A 20,361-nucleotide genomic window follows, 5' to 3' on the forward strand; every position below is an offset into this window, starting at 1 on the left:
AACAGGCTCAATGCCTAAATTGAAATTTGAAATTCAAATAAAATGTCTCAGACGATCACCATAAAAGCTTTTGGGATGGTTGCCGAAAAAATTGGCAGCGCTGAGTTAACGCTGGAAAATCCAGGGACTTTGCTGGCACTTAAGAACCAATTAGCAACTCGTTTCCCGGAGTTGAAGGAGATGAAGTTTGGCTTTGCTTTGAATAAAAAAATGCTGACTTCTGACTCAGTAATTCCGGTTGGTGCCGAGATAGCTTTGTTACCACCCTTTTCCGGAGGATAAAATATGAGCCGGTTTGAACGACAGGAAATATTGCCAGGCTTCGGCATGCAGGGGCAAAAAAAGCTAAGAGCATCTTCGGTTTTAGTAGTAGGGGCTGGAGGATTAGGATGTCCCGCACTTTTATATTTAGCTGCAGCTGGTGTGGGTAAAATAGGAATTGTGGACGGGGATCAAGTTTCACTTTCCAACCTCAACCGACAAGTACTTTTTGGAGAGAAGGATTTGGGAAAAAACAAAGCCTACACGGCCATGGCTCATTTTAAGGAAAAATACCATGACATTGAGTGGGAAGTTTATCCAGAGTTTTTGACAGTTGAAAATGCTGAAGAAATAATCTCTGAGTACGATCTTATCCTGGATGGAAGTGATAATTTTCCGACACGTTACTTGGTCAATGATGCCTGTGTTTTGCTTCAAAAACCGCTGGTTTTCGGGGCAATATATCAACACGAGGGGCAGGTATCAGTCTTTAATGTAGGGGAGGATTCCTGCAATTACCGAGACCTTTTTCCAGGTATGCCGGCTGCTTCAGAAATCCCAAATTGCGCTGAAACCGGTGTTTTGGGTGTTCTTCCCGGAGTTATAGGAAATCTGATGGCTTTGGAAGCAATAAAGGTTCTGGCAGATTTCGGTTCCTCCCTAAAAAACAAAGTCCTTTTGTTCAATAGCCTCACCTCGGCATTCTACGAGGTGGAAATTTCCCCCCAACCGATTTCCTCACAAGCTCCCCAATCTTTTGAAGAATTGAAGAAGATGGATTACGAATTGGCTTGTGAAGGAGTAAGGCAGTTGTCTTGGGAAGAAGCAATGGGGAAAATGAATCCCGGGATTGCATTTGTAGATGTGCGGGAAGAAGGAGAGGTGCCGGAATTAAACTGCACCGGACTTTTGAAAATACCTTTTTCAAATCTAGAGAGAGAAAAAACTCAGTTGACTCATTCTGAGGAGATTCTTCTTTTCTGTCAAAGTGGGATAAGAAGCCAAAAGGCTGCTCAGCTTTTGATTCAGGATTTTCCGGATAAAAGGATTTATTCCATCCGAGGTGGGATGAACGCATTTAAAAAAACTTGATTTAACAATGGAAAAGGAACGTAAACCCAAAAATATCTTTGTGCAGGGAGCTATATCCCCGGAAAAAATCGCCCATTCGATCGCCAATCATTCTTCCAAGACGGATATCGGAGGCCATTCTATTTTTCTGGGTCAAATCCGGGCAGATGAAAAGCCAGAAGGCAAGGTCATTGCCATCGAGTACACGGCTTATGAAGAAATGGCTTTGGAAAAGGCTTTTGAGATCCGTGAAGATATTTTCTCCAAATACCCTCTGACTTGCATGCATATTTACCACAGTTTGGGCAAGATCAATGTCGGAGAAATTTGCCTCTTTGTCTTTACTTCCTCAAAACACAGAAAAGCTGCAATGCAAGCTTGTGATGAATTGGTGGAACGAATAAAAGCGGAATTGCCTATTTGGGGTAAAGAAATCCTCGATACAGAAGGTCATGTCTGGAAGGTGAATAGTTAGGCTATTCACTGAGCTTAAGCAAAAAATCCTGAAATTCCCGGGTGTTAAAATTGCTCATTCCTTCTTGATAAAACACGATTTTGCCCTGCTTGTCAACTACCAAGGTGGTGGGAATAGATTGGCTTTGGAGGCTTGAATTAAGACCATAGCTGGCATGAACTACCGGGAAACTCCAAGACTTTCCAGCTATGAAATCCTTGCTTTTAGTAAAGTCCTGATCTATTCCGATCATTAAAAACTCCAGATCAGGTTGATCTTTGACCTTTTTGTAAAGCTCTGAAATATGAGGCATTTCTGCCCGGCAAGGTCCGCACCAAGAAGCCCAAAGATTGATAAAAACCACCTTGTCCCGATAGTCTTGAAGATCTACGGGGTTTCCTTCCATATCTTTAAACTTACCCCGATAATCAAACTTTTGGTTGGTCAAATCAGGGAGCTCTATTTTGGGTTTAATCAGTCCCGTTGAGAGCAAAACAGACTGAATTCCTCCCTGAATCACGGGAAGCAATCCGGTGAAGTATAGAAAGACGAAAAAAGCCAGAATGAGGCCCCAGGATTTAATTTCTTTTTTCCAATCCATGCGGTACGAGTTAAGAGTTACGATTTACGAAGTGGAAATATGGAATATCCTTTCTGCTTCCAATTCAATTTTTCAATCTTCCAATTTTCATGTCTTTCAATCCCTCAATTTTACAATCTTACAATCAGTTCTTTAGTGATTTTTCACACATTTTAGACTTTTTCTCCAAAAAGGAGGACTTAACTTGCGGGTCAAATTGCCAAAGAATTAAACTCATATATGACTTACGAGATTAAAATCGCCTCGGAGCTCGGGGTAAAACCTCATCAGGTTCAGGCAACTATCGAGTTGCTGGATGGTGGGGCTACAGTTCCTTTTATTTCAAGGTATCGAAAAGAAGCCACCGGGACGCTGGACGAAGTTCAGGTTGCCAATATCCGAGACCGGATAGAGCAGCTTCGGGAACTGGACAAGCGCCGTGAAGCTATTTTGAAATCTGTGGAGGAGCAGGGTAAATTGACTCCAGAGCTCAGAAAGGCCATCGAAGGAGCGGAGACCATGTCCAAATTGGAGGACATATACCTTCCCTACAAGCCAAAGCGTAGAACGAAGGCAACAATTGCCCGGGAAAAAGGATTGGAGCCTTTGGCAGAAAAGATTTTTGCGCAGCATTCATTTGATCTTGAAGCGGAGGCCACCAACTATATCAGCGAAGAAAAGGAGGTAAAAACCCTGGAAGAAGCCCTTCAAGGTGCGCGAGATATTATTGCGGAATGGATCAATGAAAATGCCCAGCTTCGGGAGAAGATGAGAAAACTGTTCTTGGAGGAAGGGACTTTTACCTCCCGAGTGATTCCGGGTAAGGAAGCTGAAGCAATCAAATACAAAGATTATTTTGACTGGTCCGAGCCGATCAAAACTGCTCCTTCCCACCGAGTTTTGGCCATGCGCCGAGGAGAGAAAGAACTGTTTTTGATGCTGGATTCCTGTCCTGAAGAAGCTTCCGCAATTGCTTTGATGGAGAGAGAAGTTTTAGAAGACGCTGCCAATTCAGCCGTTGATCAGGTTCAAATAGCCATCAAAGACTGCTACAAGCGGTTGCTTAAGCCTAGTATGGAAACGGAGGTCAGACTTTTGACCAAGAAAAAAGCAGACGAAGAAGCTATTCGTGTTTTTGCGGAAAATCTTCGTCAACTGCTTTTGGCAGCACCACTTGGGGAGCGTTCTGTAATGGCCATAGACCCAGGGTTCAGAACAGGCTGTAAGCTGGTTTGCTTGGGTCCACAGGGACAACTCCTGCACTATGAAGCCATCTTCCCTCATGAGCCTCAGCGACAAACTGCGGCTGCAGGAATGACTGTAAAAGGGCTTGTTGAAAAATTCGGAATTCAGGCCATTGCCATCGGAAATGGCACTGCTGGCAGGGAAACTGAAACATTTGTGAAAGGCTTGGGACTTCCGAAATCTGTTGTCGTCACCATGGTAAATGAATCCGGAGCTTCTATTTACTCCGCCTCAGAGGTTGCCAGAAATGAATTCCCGGACTTGGATTTGACCGTAAGAGGAGCTGTATCCATCGGCCGTAGGTTAATGGATCCTTTGGCAGAATTGGTGAAGATCGATCCGAAGTCCATCGGCGTTGGACAATACCAGCATGATGTTGATCAGAATTTATTGAAAAACTCGCTGGATGATACCGTCATGTCAGCGGTAAACGGAGTAGGAGTAGAGGTCAATACTGCGTCTAAAGAGCTGTTGACCTATGTTTCTGGATTAGGACCTGGCCTAGCCCAGAATATAGTTGAGTTCAGAGCAGAAAACGGACCTTTTACCAGCAGAGCTCAATTGAAGAAAGTGCCAAGATTGGGGGAAAAGGCGTTTGAACAAGCAGCTGGATTTTTGAGGATCCGAAATGCTAAGCATCCTTTAGACAGTTCTGCTGTTCACCCCGAGCGATATGAGCTGGTGGAAACCATGGCAAAGGACTTAAAAGCCTCTGTTCAGGACCTGATGAGTTCCGAAGAGCTACGGAGTAAGATTATTTTGAAAAACTATGTTTCTGAGACTGTCGGGATTCCTACCCTTCAGGATATTTTGGAAGAACTGGCCAAGCCGGGAAGAGATCCCCGGGAAAGCTTTGAGGTTTTTCAGTTTGAGGAAGGGGTTAATTCTATGGCAGATTTGAAGATCGGGATGAAACTTCCGGGTATCGTGACCAATATTACCGCATTTGGAGCTTTTGTAGATATTGGGGTTCATCAGGATGGTTTGGTTCACCTGAGTCATTTGGCGGACCGCTTTGTCAAAGACCCGAATGAAATTGTCAGCGTCAACCAGAAAGTTCAGGTGACGGTGATGGAAGTAGATATTGCCAGGAAAAGAATTGGCCTGAGCATGAAGTCGGATCCTTTTGCAGAAAGAGGAAAGTCCATGGCAAAACCTGCCCAAAAAACAGATAGAAAAGAGGAGCAAGGGTCCATGGCCGAAAAACTGGCGATGTTAAAAGGCAAGTTTGGAAAGTAAGACCTTTTGCCTGCCTATGAAATAAAAATAGCCTACGGAACCAACCGTAGGCTATTTTTTTGAAGTGGGTTTTCGGAAATGGTTACAATTGTCGAGGGCCTCCCTCTTCACGGTACATTTCATTGTAGGTGTTTTCATCCATTCCTTTGGAGAATCTTCTCAGATTGTAGGTGAAGGAAATCATGAAATATTGCTGTAGCACATTGGTCTGAATGTCTTCGATAAAGGTCTCGGTGATATTTCTTCGCACATTGGCATTTTGCTTCAGCAGGTCATAGACCATGATGCTGATTTCTCCCCGCTGATTGGCAAAGATCTTTTTCCCCAAACTCATGTTGACCAACGAGAAGTTGTTGTCAAAGCCTTGGCTGAGTCCGGAATTGATTTGATGATTGAGGTCAAGTCGGTACACCAATCCTTCCCAAATGATCCAGTTTAAGTTTACCCGGAATCTTTGTTGGAAAAACCGGTTGTTGAGATTGGAATTGAGGGTGTTTTCCACATTGTTGAAGGAAGATCTCGACCAGATATTGAAGTCAATTTGGTCACTGATACTGCTGTTGATGGAAAATCCTGTGCTCAAACGCTGGGAATTGTTAAACCCAATCAGGTCATTGACTTGTCCAGGCCTTTTGGAAATTCCCAGACCTGCATTGATGTTGAGCTTGGATTTGATAAAGTCCAAAGGCATGCCGTAACTCAACCAAGATCGCATGTCCCAATAGCCGTTGAGGTTTACTGGTTTGTTGAGCTGTGAGCCTTTTTCCAGAATTATTCCATCCTGAATCTCTGTGGCTTCATCTGCTATGAATACACTGTTGCTGATAAAATTGTCAATCAGGCTAGACTGCGCAAAAAGGAACCAGCTTTTGTCGGTATCTGGATTTTGACTTCTGAATCGTACCCTGAACTGATGGTTGTAGGATTGATTCAAATCTGGATTTCCTGTCCTGAGTTGAAGCGGGTTGGTATTATCGATTACCGGTTGAAGCTGGCGGATTTGAGGTTCACTGGTTCTGGTGTCGTAATCCAGCTGGATATTGGTAGTCTTGGAGAATTTGAATTCTGTTCTAAATGTGGGTAGGACTGCGTTAAACCTTCGGTTTAGCTCAAATGGCATCGGGAATTCCTGGCTATTATCCAGTTTGGCATCTTGATATTGAACTTCAGTCTGGAGTCTAAACTTTTCCGTCTTGTATTGGTAACCCAGTTCAATTTCTTGAGTCAGATAATCACTTTGGAAGGCATTACTCAGGGCTGGATCCAAAGTCAATATTCCACGGTCAAAATCTCCTCCTTCCACGTTGTAGATGAGTTGGTCGGAGTTATTGTCTCGGTTTCCGATTTCATATTCCAATTCTAGCTGACTTTTTTGGCCAATCGCTTCGGTATAAGAAATCCCAGTCTGCCAACGGTTGCCCACGCGTTGACGGGTTGTTCTTTGGTTTAGGAGTTCTTTTCTTTCATTCCCATCTTCAAAAAAGGAGTTATCAGCCGTTCGGTCACTCACATCCTCGTCCCATCCTCGATGGAAAATTGTTCTCAGGGTTATTGTTCGTCCGGGTTTGTCAAATTTATGGCTGTAAAGAAGTCGATTGAAGAAATCAAACTCTTTGTAATTCCCGGTCTTTGAATTTTCTACTTGGTTGATCAAAGCAGATCCATTGGTTGTCTCGCCAAAAAAGCCGGAGTTTTCATCCTCAAATCTTGCGGTGAACCGTGGAATATAAAGGATTCTGTTTTTGGAATCGGGATTATAATCCAATCTCAAATCTGCCTGATGTTCGTTATTCACTCTGACATCGCGGGAGTTTTCGGAGTATTCCTGATTTGATGCATCAGTGGTTACAAAGTCCCTAAATCTGGTTACCAGGCCTACATTTTCACGATTTGAAAAAGTATAAGACCCGGTGACTTTCATTTTTTCTCCCCAAAGATCTGTATAGTTAAGGCCAAGGATATTGGTGGTGACAATACCTTCTTGAGGTCTTCCGTCAGCTTGTGCGTTTGCATCGCTGGTGTAGTTGAGCATATTGACGTTATTGGTCAATCCGGTGAAGGTAATCCGCTGATCTTCGTCAAAGGCATTGATGCTGGCTCCCACCAAATAGCGGTCGTCTGTACCATATCCCGCAGTAGTTTTTCCAAACTGTCCTTTTCTTCGATCTTGTTTGGTGATGATGTTGATGGTTTTCAGCTGTTCTCCATCATCGAAGCCACTTAACTGGGACTTTTCACTTTTCTGATCAAAAATCTCGATGCTTTGAATTACTTCGGCAGGCAGATTTTGCAATGCAGCCCTGACATCCGTTCCGAAGAATGGCTTTCCGTCCACCAAGATCTGAGCGATATTTTCCCCTTGTGCTTGCAGAACCCCACCCTCGGAAACTACCCCCGGTAGTTTTTCGATCAACACCTGAGCACTAGCATCTTTCATGGTTTTAAATGCATCGGCATTATACAATGTGGTGTCACTTTTTTGAGTTCCAGTAGATCGTCGGGCTGCAACCACCACTTCGTTGAGTGCAGTAGCTTCTTCCCGAAGACTTACAGTGCCCAAGTCGATATTCGTATTGACTCGGAGAAGCTTGAAATAGTTTTGATATCCCAGGTACTGGATTTTAAACAAATAGTCACCATCCCGAACTCCATTCATCTCAAATTCTCCATCCAAATCAGAGATTGTCCCAGCTACCTGGGAGGAATCCGTCACGGAAAGAAGTAAGACATTGGCATAAGGGATCGCGTCCTGTTTACCGTATTCATATATTTTCCCTTTTACGGTATAGGATTGTGAATAGGATAGGGTGAGACACCCCAAAGTAAAAATGAAAGAAAGGAAATACTTCATTGGGTCTATTAAATACTCGTTGTAGTCAGTTGGTTTAGAGAAAAATCTCTAGGTATCACTATATCATACAAAATAACAGTGCTTGGGTTTACTTTTTGGACAAGAATTGGCTGAGCGGTAGAAATAGCAAATGAGTAGCTACCTTTCATGGAAAAAGGCCTGATGCTATCCTGTACTGTCCTGAAAAATAGAGTATTATAGATGGGTGTATTTTTTTGACATTTTTTGTCGGGAAAAAATGTTTATTTTTGCAACCTGACGATGTTAATAAAAGCAACATTTTTAACTTAGCATCCGTAAGATAAAGTAGTTATGGAAACAGGAGAAAAAATCAGCATCACCACTAAGACCTTGGCCTCTGGAAATTGTCAGGTCAAATTTTATGTAGAAGACGAGCATAAGCCGCAATACGGATACCTTTTGGTGACCGAGCCAAAGCCTGTCGGAGCTATCATCGATGAAATCAAAAACCGATTGGAAAGAAGAAGAAACGAAATGATGAATCTCAATCCCTTTTTTCCAGTTCCTCCAGTGGAAGAAGATCATAAATTTTACCTTTTCTCAGCATGAGTTACTTAGCCTCAAATCTTCGGTTTTTGCGTAAGCAAAAAGGAATCACTCAGAATGATCTTGCTGACCAGCTGGATGTGCAGCGAACGATGATCTCCGCTTATGAAGACGGGAGATCTGAACCCAAACTTGCCACTCTTCAAAAGATCTGCGAACTCTTGGAGGTTGGAATTGAGGAGTTGATAGAGCATGACATCGAGATGAAGGGAAGAAGGGTATTGCAAAAGCGGGGGCTTAATATTTTGACCATTGCAGCGACTGAAGATGACCGCGAAAATATTACGCTAGTTCCCCAAAAAGCCTCCGCAGGATATCTCAATGGGTTTTCAGATCCTGTTTTTATGGAATCCTTACCGCAATTTCATTTGCCAAATCTTTCCCGACAAGCGACTTATCGGGCTTTTGAATTAGCTGGAGACTCGATGCTTCCACTAGTCCCTGGGACAATCGTGATCGGATCATACCTTGACCAACTCAAAGAAATCAAGAGTGGACAAACTTACGTTTTGGTGACTCAGACGGAAGGGGTGGTATATAAGCGGGTATTTAACTACCTGGCAGAAAACGGAAAACTTTTTCTGGTTTCAGATAATGAGCATTACAAGCCTTATGAAGTGAAAGGGGAGGATGTCTTGGAAATCTGGGAGGCCAAAGCCTTTATCAGCACTGATTTTCCAAATCCAGGAGATAAGAAAAAACCATTGAGCTTAGAGGATCTGGGTGATATGATCCGGGATATTCAGTTGGATCTGAAGAGGATAAAAGGTTAATAATTCCGGTTTAAAGTCATCGCTGCCGAAACGCCCTGCGAAGGAACGCTGACCTGTCCTGTTAGCTGATCTGCATTCGGCGATACTCTTAGATTAACTGTTCCGGAATAGTTGAAGGCGGATTGATATTCTAGGTTTATAAATTCCCCATTGATGCTGCCTTTCCCATTACCAATGATTGAGCCTTCAAAGGATATTTCGTTGAAAGTCAGGGAATTTCCGTTTTGGAAAAACTCATAATAATAAGTGATTCCCAAGTCATTTACTCCCGTCCATCTTCCCTGTAAATTAATAGCTTGGTTGTCATCCTCCTCCTGAAGAGTAAGATTATCATAGATTTCTGTTCCTTGAGGATTGTTTTCCTGGGCGTCAACCATTTCCTCAGTGCTCATATAGGATTGATCGTCATATGGAAGAACTTCATCCTCATTGGGAATACACATTCCAACCAATATTATAAAGCCGACAAAACCTCCCAGTACCCACAAATAGTTTTTTTGCCACCAGCTTTTAGGTGGCTGGGGTGGAATGGGTCTTGGTTTGGGGCTAGGTTGAGGCTCTGGATTTTTTTTAGGAATAAGCTTCTCCAAAACTTTTACCAATTCACCCAAGTCATAATCCCATCGTTTGGTGGTGATCTCAGCGACCTGAAGTTGGGTAAGGGCCTTAAGATCATCCGGTAAATCTTCTTCCTTGGGGATTTCGGCATTCTTCACCAATACTGGGATCACACGCGTTCCGGAGCTGTTAAGGGACGCCGCAATTTCCCGGCGAACCCAGTCTTTTGGATCAAAAAGTCTCTTTTCTCCTTTTTCATTGGTGACATCAAGCCAATCTGGACCTATCACCACCAAGACGACTTTACTTTGCGCTAGGGTTCTTTCGATCGCTTCCGCAAATCTGATTCCCGGTTCTAGGTTTTCGATATCCAGGAATACCTGATCCTTACCAAATATTTTCTGAAGGTCACTTTTGATTCTGTGACAATCACTTTGGGTATCTGAATGCCGATGACTAATAAAAATTTTATCCTTTTCCATAAAAAAACCTGATTTACACCTACTTAAAGGTATAGAATCAGGTGTCTCTATGCAAATAAAGGATTTAGTCTTCCAATAATTCTTCGAAGCCTTGTCTGATTTTCCCGACAGCATCAAAGCTGGGATCAATATTATCTACCCCTTTTCCAAGCTGATGCCAATAGCCGTCTCCACAGTCTATGTATTCACCTCTTTTGGTTCCTGGAGCATCTTTGGCCAGTTCGTAGTGGTAATCGGGGGTAAAAATCATCTTCATCAACTGGATGGCATATTCCCAATGGATGATGCGGGATTTTCCATTTTTTTCAAAAACCACTTCGCGGTTGGAGAAGTGAACTGTTAGACTGCAATCGGTAGTGGTTTCATGGTCCACTTTCCGGTAATTCACCTTTAGAGGTGCTTCTCTTTTTACTGTTTCATAAATAGCCTGGATCAGGTCCTGAGCCATCAGTTGCCATTCTTCTTGATTGGAAGGGATTTTCAGTCCAAGGTCTTTGCCTTTTTCGGTTGGCGTGATAGTGATTCCTCCCTCATCAATATCCTTATTGGTCCATTTTGTCTTCTGGAAAAGTTCTTCCAAAGGCTTGACCCAAACTTTATTCAAACTTCCCTTGTAGCTATAGTCATCCTGAAGTGAAAATCCTTCATCCAGAATTTCTTCTTCACTCAGATCTTCCCGGTCGGTGTAGTGCAATTCGAGTTGGCAGTCTAGGTTTCCTTTGGACCAATCCAATTCCAGATGAAAAACATGGCTGTAAGGAGGAGGGACGATTCCGGAGTCGTAATCCAGGATCAACCCGGTGATAGTATTTTTTAAAGAATTCATTTCGGATGCTTTCGGCAAAAGTATGGTTTTTCGCCCAATTAAGTGGTTATTTTGCAAGCCAAAGCCCAAGTCATGGAAGAAATACTGGATCAGATCAGCTCTGAGATTTACCAAAATTCTTACGTTATCATTGATCAGTTTATTACTGAAGAGTATCGGCAAGCACTTTTAGAAGAACAATCCAATTTGTTAAATGCTGGGAAATTCAGGCAAGCAGCGGTGGGAGTGGGAGAAAAAAAGCAAATCAGAACCGAAATCCGAAATGATGAGGTGCTATGGATGGATGCAGACAATTTAAGCCTTTTGCAAAGCGAATATTGGGAAAAAGTCGACTCCATTAGGCAAGCTTTAAACCGTCGTTGTTTTTTGGGACTTCGGTCTTTTGAGGGTCATTTTGCGAGATATCCAATTGGATCTTATTACAAGAGGCATTTAGATCAATTTCAGCAAGTTCCGCATCGTGTGGTCACGGTGATCTTATATCTCAATGAGTCTTGGTCTGAGGAAGATGGAGGCGCTTTGAGAATGTACATTCCCCAAGAAGATGGAACAGAGAGGGTAGAGGATATTTATCCTGTGGGTGGAAGATTGGTAGTATTTCTAAGTGGGGAGATTCCTCATGAGGTTCTTCCCACCCAAAAAGAAAGAATCAGCATCACGGGTTGGATCAGGAATATCGACTAGCGCAGGTTAATCTGCACGGTCTTGTTTTCACGTCCCAGAAGGATGGCTGCTTTTTCAAAACTGGGCGGTCCAAAATAGATTTTGGGATTGTTGGAAAACCCATACTTTTCCTGCGGAAAGCCCATCAAACTAGTACTCATTTTTCCGTTGTTGTCCTCATCATGAAGCACGGTGATGGCATATTTTCCCGAAGGGATATTTTCCAGTGTAAACTCAACCTTCTTATTTTTAGGAACGAGAACAAGTCTTTGAAAAGCTTGATCAATGGACTCAGGAAAACCCTTTTCTGAATTGAAAACCAACACTAGGATTTTTCCTTGGTCAGAACTGGCATGGTTGATTTGTACTTTTAAGTCAGCGGTTTGTGCAAAAACCGAGTGAGATAAAAACAGGAAACCCACCCAAATTAAAAATCTCATATTCTTTCAAATGTTGATTTTCGATTGATTTTCCCATTTTCAGTCCTGGAAAACTCGGGGCAGAAATAAATCTCTTTTGGACTTTCGTATCGACCTAGGATAGATTTCAAGCGATCCAAGAGCAGGTTTGATTTTTCCATATTCTTTTCAGCTTCCAAAATCAAAACCACTTTCTCTCCGAGTTTATTGTCTTTTTCTCCAAAGAAAAAGAACCGGGAACCCGGAAAAATAGTGTTGATGCTTGATTCTGCTCTTTGCTCCAAGATTTCAGGGAAAATCTTAATTCCTCCCGAATTGATCACAAAGTCTGCCCGTCCAAGCCATTGGAAAGAGTGGTCTGAATTGAGCTTCACCAAATCATTGGTTTGGATCTTTTGATTTTTGCTCATCTCTGCGGAAACCCAAAGAGCACCACGCTCATCTTGGCCGATTTTGACATTTGGAAGCGCTTGATAACTCAGGTCTCCTCGTTCTATTTTTGCCAAGGCAATATGAGAAACAGTTTCTGTCATGCCATAAGTTTGCCATGCATTTAGCCGGTTACTCAGGATTTCAGCCTGAAGTTTGGAAGAAATGGGAGCTCCTCCAATGATCAAATTTTTGATTTTTCTGATCTTATACAGGCTTTGAGAAGAAAGCATGCAGGATTCTACTTGTAGAGGCACCATAGCCACAAAGTCGAACTCATCGCTTAATTCCTCCAAAGGATTTGAACTGGGAGCCACGATTCTGATCGGGCAATTCCAAATCATGGCTCGCACCAACATCATTTTACCAGCAATAAAACCAGTATTCAAGCAGCATAATAGCTTGTCACTGGAGTTGATTTGGAAAAAATCTCGGGTTGCCTTGGCGCTGGATTCCATTTGGGCTCGTGTAATCGAAATGATTTTAGGAGTACCCGTGGAGCCGGAAGTCTGTTGGCTAAAATCATGTTTTCCTTCCATCCATTCCGTACAAAAATTAATCGCCTCCTGAACAAATGGGGGTAAATGGTCCACATTTGACTTGAAATCAGCCCGTGACTTAAAAATCTGATTCTCAAATTGGAGTTGAAACATGGCTTTGGAGAGAAGTGGAAAGGATTTTACAGACTTAACAAAATTCCGTTTGGGCCTGTTATCTTGCAAAAAAATCGGATTTTTAACCAAAACGAAAATGATGGAGTGGATTACTGCCAAAGAATACGAAGATATTACCTACAAAAAGTGTAACGGGGTGGCGAGAATTGCATTTAACAGACCCGAAGTCCGAAATGCCTTTCGCCCAAAAACCACCGCTGAGCTATACGATGCATTTTACGATGCTCAAGAAGATACTTCCATTGGAGTTGTTTTACTTTCTGGAGAAGGACCATCACCCAAGGACGGAAAATGGGCTTTTTGCTCAGGTGGTGATCAAAAGGCCAGAGGACATCAGGGGTATGTGGGAGAAGATGGATATCATCGACTGAATATTCTGGAGGTACAGCGACTGATCCGCTTTATGCCAAAAGTGGTGATCGCGGTGGTTCCTGGTTGGGCTGTAGGAGGAGGACATAGCTTGCATGTGGTTTGTGATTTGACCTTGGCCAGCAAGGAACATGCGATATTCAAGCAGACCGATGCGGATGTGACTAGCTTCGACGGTGGTTATGGTTCGGCCTATTTGGCTAAAATGGTTGGCCAGAAAAAAGCCCGTGAGATTTTCTTTTTGGGAAGAAATTACTCCGCCCAGGAAGCTTTTGAAATGGGAATGGTGAATGCCGTGATTCCTCATGAAGAGCTTGAAGCCACTGCCTATCAATGGGCTCAGGAAATCCTTGAAAAATCACCGACCTCCATTAAAATGCTCAAGTTTGCGATGAATCTGACCGATGACGGAATGGTAGGCCAGCAAGTATTTGCGGGTGAGGCAACTCGATTGGCTTACATGACCGAAGAAGCTAAAGAAGGTAGAAATGCTTTCCTTGAAAAGAGGAAGCCTAACTTCAAGGATATCAAGTGGATACCATAAATGTTTGATATTGGATGTTAGGTCTCCGATGTGAGGTTTTGCTATAAAATAATATCCAAAAATTAATGAACCCAAGGTCAAGGCTAATAGGCTCGAACCTTGGGTTTGTTCATTGACTTTACTTCTAAAAATTTCTCAAAATCATAATCCTGAGGATCTTTTATTAAAATTTAATAGTCTTTAACCGGCAACCAACATCGGTCATCGGACATTCTTACATCAAACTTACTTTCCGGTCACTTTCCTCAAAATATACTCTACACTTCTGGCAGCAAGTCGGGCAGTCTCATCATCCTGGTCAAATTTGGGATTGAGTTCCACCACATCCAGAGAAATCAGTTTTTTACTGGAAGCGATCAATTCAAAAACCTTAAAAGCAATTTGTGGATCAAAACCCATGGGAGAAGGGGCAGAGACTCCTGGAGCAAATGCAGCCGAGAATCCATCCAAATCTATACTGAGGTAAATCTTGTTGACTGAATCTAAAAACCAGATAATTTGCTCCTCAATGTATTCCCAATTGTTTAGGCGGAAGTCCTCCATGACCAAAAATCTTGCATTGAGTTTTTTGGCAGTTTCGAAAAGTGATTTTGGATTGGCAGCACGCTGAATTCCAAGGGCCATGTAATGAAAATCATTTCCAAACTCTTCTGACAATTGGAAAAAGGGAGAACCTGAGTGACCTTTTCCATTCACCAAAGGGCGTAAATCAAAATGTGCGTCGAGGTTGATAATACCCAATTTTTCACCTTTTTCCTGAACAAAATTTAAAGCGCCTTTTCCATGTGCATAGGCTAAATCATGACCTCCGCCCAGTAAAACAGGAAAATGATGGGTTTGAAGAAGTTGGGTAACTGCCTTGGATATTTCAGCATGAGAGGATTCCATGTCCTGCTCCCAAGTCACAATATCTCCATAGTCAATAATTTCCACTGATTCTGGCAAGTGATGAGCTACCGATCCGAGGATTTTTCGGATGACTGCAGGAGCTTCCTGAGTACCTAATCGCCCTTGATTTCGGATTACCCCTTCTTCCCCTGAATAGCCCAAAATCCCCACTTTTTTCTCCGGTGAATCTTTGAATTTTAGATTGAGAACTGTCTGGACTACTTGATGCCAATATTCATTTTGTGCTGATTTTCTTCCGGTCCAATTGGAGGGGGAGGGATTTTGATGGAGGTTCATAGGTTTGACTTTTTCTAAAAATAAGGAATCTAGGAAGATTTTCTAGAATCGGATTTCTGATCTGAAATGAAAAAGGGCTGTCAAATCAGCCCTTTTAAAATATTCTCGTCCACCAAATGGGGAAGTGTGACTTTGAGTCCAGGAGATCGATCCATTTCCCGCTGAATGGCTTCCAAGGAACCCGAATTTCTTGCCCAAGCTCTTCTGGCGATTCCATTGTTCACGTCATAGAAAAGCATAGACTGTAATCTCCTTTCTGCTTCTTGGCTTCCATCCAAAACCATCCCAAAGCCCCCGTTGATTACTTCGCCCCATCCCACACCGCCTCCATTGTGTATGGATACCCAGGTGGCCCCTCTAAAGCTGTCTCCGATGACATTGTGAATGGCCATGTCTGCAGTAAATCTACTTCCATCGTAAATATTGCTCGTTTCCCGGAATGGAGAATCGGTTCCACTCACATCATGGTGATCTCTTCCCAAAACTATCGGGGCTGAAATTTCCCCAGAGGCAATTGCCTGATTGAATGCTTGAGCGATTTTGGCTCGGCCCTCGGAATCTGCATAGAGGATTCTTGCTTGTGATCCGACGACTAGCCTGTTTTTTTCGGCTTCTTCGATCCAGGTTATGTTATCCTGCATCTGCTGGGAAATGGCAGCGGGGGCTGATTCCATTATTTTTCGTAAGACTTGAGCAGCAATTTGGTCTGTTTTCCGGAGGTCCTCAGCATTTCCTGAGGTACATACCCAGCGAAAAGGTCCAAACCCATAATCGAAACACATGGGCCCCAAGATATCCTGTACATAACTTGGGTATTTGAAGTCGATGCCATTTTCAGCCATTACTTCAGCTCCTGCTCTGGAAGCTTCTAAAAGGAAGGCATTTCCATAATCAAAAAAGTAGGTTCCTTTTTCGGTATGTCGGTTGATGGCTGCCGCATGTCTTCTTAAGGATTCCTGGACTTTTTCTATAAATAAATCCGGATTCTCAGCCATCATGGAATTAGATTCCTCAAAAGACAAGCCCACTGGATAATAACCTCCTGCCCAAGGATTGTGAAGGGAGGTTTGATCGGATCCCAATTCTATGAATATGCCTTCTTGGTCAAATCTTTCCCAGATGTCCACTACATTTCCCAGATAGGCTATAGATACCACTTCTTCTTTTTCTTTGGCAAGTTTTGCCCGCTGAACTAATTGATCCATGTCCTCAATCAACTCATCCACCCATCCTTGCTGATGCCGTTTGTTGGCAGCGTCTGGGTTGACTTCTGCACAAATGGTAATGCAACCTGCGATATTTCCAGCCTTTGGCTGTGCCCCACTCATTCCACCTAGACCAGCGGTCAGGAAGATCTTCCCCTTTGGGCTTTGGCCGGCTTGAAGTTTTTTCCGAAAAGCATTCATGACCGTGATCGTCGTTCCGTGGACGATCCCCTGAGGGCCAATGTACATATAAGAACCAGCGGTCATCTGTCCGTATTGGGTGACTCCCAAGGCATTAAACTTCTCCCAATCATCGGGCTTTGAATAATTGGGAATCATCATGCCGTTGGTGACAATTACTCTTGGGGCTTCTTTGAAAGAAGGAAACAGGCCCATTGGATGTCCGGAATACATGTGCAAGGTTTGCTCCTCGGTCATTTCCGAGAGGTATTTCATGGTCAGGAGGTATTGAGCCCAATTCTGAAAAACAGCTCCATTTCCTCCATAAGTTATCAGTTCTTCAGGATGCTGGGCCACAGCTGGATCGAGATTGTTCTGAATCATCAGCATGATAGCTGCAGCCTGAGGAGTATTGGCAGGGTATTCCGAAATAGGCCGAGCATACATCGGATAATCGGGCATAAACCGGTACATGTAAATTCTGCCAAACTCTCTTAGCTCTTCTAAAAATTCATGAGCCAGTTCTTCGTGCCAGTCTTTTGGAAAGTATCGAAGCGCATTCCTTAGCGCTAGTTTTTTCTCTTCCTGGGATAAAATATCCTTTCTCTTGGGAGCATGGGAAATTTTCGGATTTCTGGTTTTCTTAGGAGGAAGAATCGCGGGGATTCCCTGGATGATTTGATGTTTAAAAGACATTTGGTTTTCGAGTTTTGATTAACGATTTGTGAGGATTAAATGCTCCTCTACTCGGAGTTCTAAGGCTTTTGACTTTATTAATGAATTAGCCACAAGGATTCTTGGAGATCTTTGGGCTACAATTCGAATTTTAACTTCCTAATTCTCCTACTACCAGATTTCCTGACTTCCATACCAGGCTGGGTTTCAAATTTCCTTGGTGATATAGAATCTCCCGGAAATCTGATGCAGGAAAAGCGATAAAATCAGCCAAAGAACCAGGGATAAGTTTTCCCCGATCTCTCAGCCCCAAAGCAGCCGCAGCTCTGAATGTAAGCCCGGAGAAGACCTCAGCAGTACTCAGTTTTTCAAAGGTGGCTAAAATCGAAGCTTGGGTTAATAGATCTCCCATTGGAGCCGAACCAGGATTCCAGTCAGAAGCAATGGCCAGACTTCCTCCTTGGTCTAGAATTTTTCTTGCCGGAGTAAATCCGCAACCCAAACCCAAACTTGCCCCTGGCAAAGCGACAGCTATGGTGTTTGAATGGGCCAAAAGCTCGATTTCTTGATTTCCTGAAGCCTCTAAATGGTCGGCTGATAAAGCTTCCTGCTCGATAGCTACCCGAGATCCTCCCACAGAAAATTGATCGGCATGTACCGTAAGATCAAAACCCATTTCCTTTGCTTTCTGCAAGTAAGGTGTGATCTCGGCTGGAGAAAAAGCACTTTTCTCAACAAAGGCATCGATTCTTTGGCAAAGTCCCTCAGACTTCAACAGGGGAAAGAGGTTTTGAGCAATCCAATTCAGGTATTCAACCGGCGTTCCCTCAAAATCTCTAGGTTTCATATGTGCTGCCAGACAGGTTGGAATTAATTCAGCTGAAGTCTGCTTTCCTGCCTCCATGATGGCTCGGAGCATTTTTAATTCTTCTTGGACCGAAAGTCCATAACCGCTTTTGACTTCAATGGTGGTGACTCCTTGGGACAAATGTCTGTTTGCATTTTTGGCTGTTCTTTGGGCCAGATCTTCTACAGAAAGTTTTCGAGTTTGCGTCACTGTGTCCCAAATGCCGCCTCCTGCTTCCGCAATTTCCAGGTAGGATTTGCCTGCATTCCGCATGGCAAAATCCCTCGCTCTACTTCCTCCAAAACAGATATGGGTATGGCAGTCCACCAATCCTGGAAGCACTACAAAATCACCCTTTAATTCAAGAATTTCAGCTTGGGGAAAGTCTTGACGAAGCTCTTGCCACTTTCCGACATGAAGGATTTTGCCATCTTCCATAAGGATTCCAGCCTCCTGAATAACCTCCAATTGCTCGTCTTTCAAGGCTCCTTTGGGCGAGAGCTTATCCATTGTCAATGCTTGGGTAATCGGTCCGATTAGTTTTTTCATAGTATTTCCAGCTGATTTCGTTGAATTTTAATATATCTCCGCAGATCTCCGACTTTTTCTGGGCAAATCAGCGGGAGTATTTAATATTCAAACAGTTCACTCCATTCGGTTTCGAAATCCAATCCCTCTTGAAGTGCTGCCTTTTTTGCCAATTTCACCAAATCTCCACTTCTAAGCAGTTCAATAGCAGTTTCCATATCTTCATACAGGATTCTGTCGGAAACGACAGGTTGAATCAATTCTCGCACTTTGCCATAAATGGCAGACATGATTTTTCCCGACTTGAGAGGTGCATGGTAGTCCATGGCCTGAGCGGCATAGAACAATTCAATGCCAAGGATTTTTTCCACATTTTCAATAACCCGAAGAGCTTTTCTTGCGCCAATACTACCCATACTGACATGGTCTTCTTGTCCGAGGGAAGTTGGAATGGAATCAGCAGAGGCAGGAAAGCACAGCCCTTTATTTTCAGAAGCTAATGCCGCGGTGGTGTATTGGGGAATCATCAGCCCAGAATTGAGTCCTGTTTCTTTCAGCAAAAGCTTGGGAACACCAGGAGTATCTCCTTCTATAGAAAGGTAGATTCTTCGGTCAGCAATATTGCCAATTTCAGAGGCTGCCAAGGTTGCATAATCCAGAGGTAGAGCTATGGGTTGTCCATGAAAATGTCCTCCTGAAATGGTGTTATTCTCGTCAAAAACAACCGGATTGTCTGTCACTGAGTTGATCTCAGTTTCCAGGATGTTTTTGATATGTAGGAATGCGTTCCAGCTTGCGCCATGAACTTGCGGCATGCAGCGTAAGGAATAAGGATCCTGTACTCTGGCACAATTGATATGGGAAGCCACTATTTCAGATTCGTGGAGTAAATTCAAGATAGTCTGCGCCACATGCTGATTGCCTGGGTAAGGTCTCAATTGGTGTAGTTCGGCAGAAAAGGGTTTTATTGATCCCATCAAACCTTCAATCATCATGGCACCGGTGATGCTGGCGTGTGTCAAAAGATTATGAAGCCGTTCGACTACTTTTACCCCATGTGCCGCCATAAACTGTGTGCCGTTGATTAGTGCCAATCCTTCTTTCGGGCCAAGATGTAGGGGCTTTTTATCAAATTGAGCTAAAACGGCTTCTGTTTTCTGGATCTTGCCTTCGAAATGAACCTTGCCCATACCGATCAAGGGTAAGAATAGGTGGGAAAGGGGCGCCAGATCTCCAGATGCACCCACAGAGCCTTGGATTGGGACCACCGGAATGATGTCCTTTTCCAACATCCAAAGAATTCGCTCCACAGTTTCTAGGCGTATTCCTGAAAATCCCTGAGCCAAAGCATGGATTTTTAGAATCATCATCAATTTTGAGATTTCAATGTCCACAGGTTCTCCGACTCCGACCGCATGGCTTTTTAGTAGGTTTTCCTGCAAGGTTCGGGTATCTGCAGCTGAAATTTTGGAAGTACAAAGCGGGCCGAAGCCTGTGTTAATTCCATAAACTATCCGATCACCTTGGGCGATTTTTTCAACAGCCTCCGCTGATTTTTGAATTGCACGGAGTGTGTCCTCACTGAGGATTCCTTTAATTTCTTTTTTGGCAAGCTTCAAGGCCAAAGAGGAAGTAAGATTATCTTGACCGTAATGAAATGTTTTCATGGTGCTTTTGGGACTCTGAAGCAAAAGGTATTAAGCTTCAGTTTTGATTTCTATTCAAAGTTAAGGCTT

18 protein-coding genes are annotated in these 20,361 nt (G+C 43.3%); 8 read left to right on the forward strand and 10 right to left on the reverse strand.

The annotated features are described in order from the left end of the window. Nucleotides 1–42: 42 nt before the first annotated feature. The 3 genes from G458_RS0112850 to G458_RS0112860 are packed head-to-tail and all read left to right on the forward strand — an operon-like array spanning nt 43 to nt 1,807. On the forward strand, nt 43–282 hold the full coding sequence (locus G458_RS0112850; protein ID WP_035468210.1) for a MoaD/ThiS family protein: 240 nt from the start codon (nt 43–45) through the stop codon (nt 280–282). A 3-nt stretch (nt 283–285) separates the two neighbouring features. Continuing rightward, nucleotides 286–1,353: a ThiF family adenylyltransferase gene (locus tag G458_RS0112855; RefSeq protein ID WP_026952257.1), complete on the forward strand. Its 1,068-nt coding sequence runs from the start codon at nt 286–288 to the stop codon at nt 1,351–1,353. A 7-nt stretch (nt 1,354–1,360) separates the two neighbouring features. Next, nucleotides 1,361–1,807: a molybdenum cofactor biosynthesis protein MoaE gene (locus G458_RS0112860; protein WP_026952258.1), complete on the forward strand. Its 447-nt coding sequence runs from the start codon at nt 1,361–1,363 to the stop codon at nt 1,805–1,807. Between the two features lies 1 nt (nt 1,808). On the opposite strand, the gene G458_RS0112865 is transcribed toward G458_RS0112860, so the two are convergent. Continuing rightward, nucleotides 1,809–2,387: a TlpA family protein disulfide reductase gene (locus tag G458_RS0112865; protein WP_026952259.1), complete on the reverse strand. Its 579-nt coding sequence runs from the start codon at nt 2,385–2,387 to the stop codon at nt 1,809–1,811. 219 nt (nt 2,388–2,606) lie between these two features. On the opposite strand from G458_RS0112865, the gene G458_RS0112875 reads away from it, so the two are divergent. Further along, nucleotides 2,607–4,850, forward strand: a complete 2,244-nt coding sequence (locus G458_RS0112875; protein WP_026952260.1) for a Tex family protein — start codon at nt 2,607–2,609, stop codon at nt 4,848–4,850. Nucleotides 4,851–4,932: 82 nt separating this feature from the next. Here G458_RS0112875 and G458_RS0112880 read toward each other — a convergent pair whose 3' ends face one another. Then, on the reverse strand, nt 4,933–7,701 hold the full coding sequence (locus G458_RS0112880) for a TonB-dependent receptor (protein WP_026952261.1): 2,769 nt from the start codon (nt 7,699–7,701) through the stop codon (nt 4,933–4,935). 312 nt (nt 7,702–8,013) lie between these two features. Here G458_RS0112880 and G458_RS0112885 point away from each other — a divergent pair, with 312 nt between their 5' ends. Together G458_RS0112885 and G458_RS0112890 are read left to right on the forward strand one after the other, a co-directional pair. Then, nucleotides 8,014–8,271, forward strand: a complete 258-nt coding sequence (locus tag G458_RS0112885) for a hypothetical protein (protein ID WP_026952262.1) — start codon at nt 8,014–8,016, stop codon at nt 8,269–8,271. Then, nucleotides 8,268–9,041: a helix-turn-helix domain-containing protein gene (locus G458_RS0112890; RefSeq protein WP_026952263.1), complete on the forward strand. Its 774-nt coding sequence runs from the start codon at nt 8,268–8,270 to the stop codon at nt 9,039–9,041. Before G458_RS0112885 ends, G458_RS0112890 begins: the two co-directional genes overlap by 4 nt. On the opposite strand, the gene G458_RS21465 is transcribed toward G458_RS0112890, so the two are convergent. Next, nucleotides 9,038–10,081: a toll/interleukin-1 receptor domain-containing protein gene (locus tag G458_RS21465; protein WP_051287266.1), complete on the reverse strand. Its 1,044-nt coding sequence runs from the start codon at nt 10,079–10,081 to the stop codon at nt 9,038–9,040. The two genes, G458_RS0112890 and G458_RS21465, sit on opposite strands and share 4 nt — an antisense overlap. Before the next feature lie 64 nt (nt 10,082–10,145). Then, on the reverse strand, nt 10,146–10,907 hold the full coding sequence (locus G458_RS0112905; RefSeq protein ID WP_026952264.1) for a hypothetical protein: 762 nt from the start codon (nt 10,905–10,907) through the stop codon (nt 10,146–10,148). A gap of 72 nt (nt 10,908–10,979) precedes the next feature. Between G458_RS0112905 and G458_RS0112910 the strand changes: the two genes are divergently transcribed. Then, nucleotides 10,980–11,591 (forward strand): 2OG-Fe(II) oxygenase, encoded by a 612-nt coding sequence (locus tag G458_RS0112910; RefSeq protein WP_026952265.1) that lies wholly within the window; start codon nt 10,980–10,982, stop codon nt 11,589–11,591. Here G458_RS0112910 and G458_RS0112915 read toward each other — a convergent pair. Next, nucleotides 11,588–12,010, reverse strand: a complete 423-nt coding sequence (locus G458_RS0112915) for a DUF2141 domain-containing protein (RefSeq protein WP_026952266.1) — start codon at nt 12,008–12,010, stop codon at nt 11,588–11,590. The genes G458_RS0112910 and G458_RS0112915 overlap by 4 nt on opposite strands. After that, nucleotides 12,007–13,071, reverse strand: a complete 1,065-nt coding sequence (locus G458_RS20770) for an AMP-binding protein (protein ID WP_051287268.1) — start codon at nt 13,069–13,071, stop codon at nt 12,007–12,009. Before G458_RS20770 ends, G458_RS0112915 begins: the two co-directional genes overlap by 4 nt. Nucleotides 13,072–13,171: 100 nt before the next feature. Here G458_RS20770 and G458_RS0112925 point away from each other — a divergent pair, with 100 nt between their 5' ends. Then, the gene (locus G458_RS0112925) at nt 13,172–14,005 is read left to right on the forward strand and encodes a 1,4-dihydroxy-2-naphthoyl-CoA synthase (protein ID WP_035468228.1); all 834 of its coding nucleotides are present in this window, start codon (nt 13,172–13,174) and stop codon (nt 14,003–14,005) included. 225 nt (nt 14,006–14,230) lie between these two features. Here the strand turns inward: G458_RS0112925 and hutG are convergent, their stop codons facing one another. The 4 genes from hutG to hutH all read right to left on the reverse strand — a co-directional run bounded on the left by hutG (nt 14,231) and on the right by hutH (nt 20,292). Beyond that, nucleotides 14,231–15,190: a formimidoylglutamase gene (gene hutG, locus G458_RS0112930; RefSeq protein WP_026952268.1), complete on the reverse strand. Its 960-nt coding sequence runs from the start codon at nt 15,188–15,190 to the stop codon at nt 14,231–14,233. An 80-nt stretch (nt 15,191–15,270) separates the two neighbouring features. After that, a complete protein-coding gene (locus G458_RS0112935; protein ID WP_026952269.1) occupies nt 15,271–17,271 on the reverse strand; it encodes a urocanate hydratase in 2,001 nt (666 codons plus the stop codon). 130 nt (nt 17,272–17,401) lie between these two features. Continuing rightward, on the reverse strand, nt 17,402–18,646 hold the full coding sequence (gene hutI / locus G458_RS0112940; protein ID WP_026952270.1) for an imidazolonepropionase: 1,245 nt from the start codon (nt 18,644–18,646) through the stop codon (nt 17,402–17,404). Nucleotides 18,647–18,726: 80 nt separating this feature from the next. Further along, entirely contained in the window at nt 18,727–20,292 is a 1,566-nt protein-coding gene (gene hutH / locus G458_RS0112945; protein WP_026952271.1) for a histidine ammonia-lyase, read from the reverse strand. Nucleotides 20,293–20,361: the final 69 nt, after the last annotated feature.

The organism is Algoriphagus mannitolivorans DSM 15301, from assembly GCF_000429425.1.
Classification (GTDB): Bacteria; Bacteroidota; Bacteroidia; order Cytophagales; family Cyclobacteriaceae; genus Algoriphagus; species Algoriphagus mannitolivorans.

Excerpts from the sequence above, each read along its gene's own strand:
- G458_RS0112925 (WP_035468228.1), top strand. The coding sequence starts at position 13,172 with ATGGAGTGGATTACTGCCAAAGAATACGAAGATATTACCTACAAAAAG.
- G458_RS0112860 (WP_026952258.1), top strand. The coding sequence starts at position 1,361 with ATGGAAAAGGAACGTAAACCCAAAAATATCTTTGTGCAGGGAGCTATA.
- G458_RS0112865 (WP_026952259.1), bottom strand. The coding sequence starts at position 2,387 with ATGGATTGGAAAAAAGAAATTAAATCCTGGGGCCTCATTCTGGCTTTT.
- G458_RS0112915 (WP_026952266.1), bottom strand. The coding sequence starts at position 12,010 with ATGAGATTTTTAATTTGGGTGGGTTTCCTGTTTTTATCTCACTCGGTT.
- hutG (WP_026952268.1), bottom strand. The coding sequence starts at position 15,190 with ATGAACCTCCATCAAAATCCCTCCCCCTCCAATTGGACCGGAAGAAAA.
- G458_RS0112890 (WP_026952263.1), top strand. The coding sequence starts at position 8,268 with ATGAGTTACTTAGCCTCAAATCTTCGGTTTTTGCGTAAGCAAAAAGGA.
- G458_RS0112880 (WP_026952261.1), bottom strand. The coding sequence starts at position 7,701 with ATGAAGTATTTCCTTTCTTTCATTTTTACTTTGGGGTGTCTCACCCTA.
- G458_RS0112855 (WP_026952257.1), top strand. The coding sequence starts at position 286 with ATGAGCCGGTTTGAACGACAGGAAATATTGCCAGGCTTCGGCATGCAG.
- G458_RS21465 (WP_051287266.1), bottom strand. The coding sequence starts at position 10,081 with ATGGAAAAGGATAAAATTTTTATTAGTCATCGGCATTCAGATACCCAA.
- G458_RS0112910 (WP_026952265.1), top strand. The coding sequence starts at position 10,980 with ATGGAAGAAATACTGGATCAGATCAGCTCTGAGATTTACCAAAATTCT.
- G458_RS0112885 (WP_026952262.1), top strand. The coding sequence starts at position 8,014 with ATGGAAACAGGAGAAAAAATCAGCATCACCACTAAGACCTTGGCCTCT.
- hutH (WP_026952271.1), bottom strand. The coding sequence starts at position 20,292 with ATGAAAACATTTCATTACGGTCAAGATAATCTTACTTCCTCTTTGGCC.
- G458_RS0112850 (WP_035468210.1), top strand. The coding sequence starts at position 43 with ATGTCTCAGACGATCACCATAAAAGCTTTTGGGATGGTTGCCGAAAAA.
- hutI (WP_026952270.1), bottom strand. The coding sequence starts at position 18,646 with ATGAAAAAACTAATCGGACCGATTACCCAAGCATTGACAATGGATAAG.
- G458_RS20770 (WP_051287268.1), bottom strand. The coding sequence starts at position 13,071 with ATGTTTCAACTCCAATTTGAGAATCAGATTTTTAAGTCACGGGCTGAT.
- G458_RS0112905 (WP_026952264.1), bottom strand. The coding sequence starts at position 10,907 with ATGAATTCTTTAAAAAATACTATCACCGGGTTGATCCTGGATTACGAC.
- G458_RS0112875 (WP_026952260.1), top strand. The coding sequence starts at position 2,607 with ATGACTTACGAGATTAAAATCGCCTCGGAGCTCGGGGTAAAACCTCAT.
- G458_RS0112935 (WP_026952269.1), bottom strand. The coding sequence starts at position 17,271 with ATGTCTTTTAAACATCAAATCATCCAGGGAATCCCCGCGATTCTTCCT.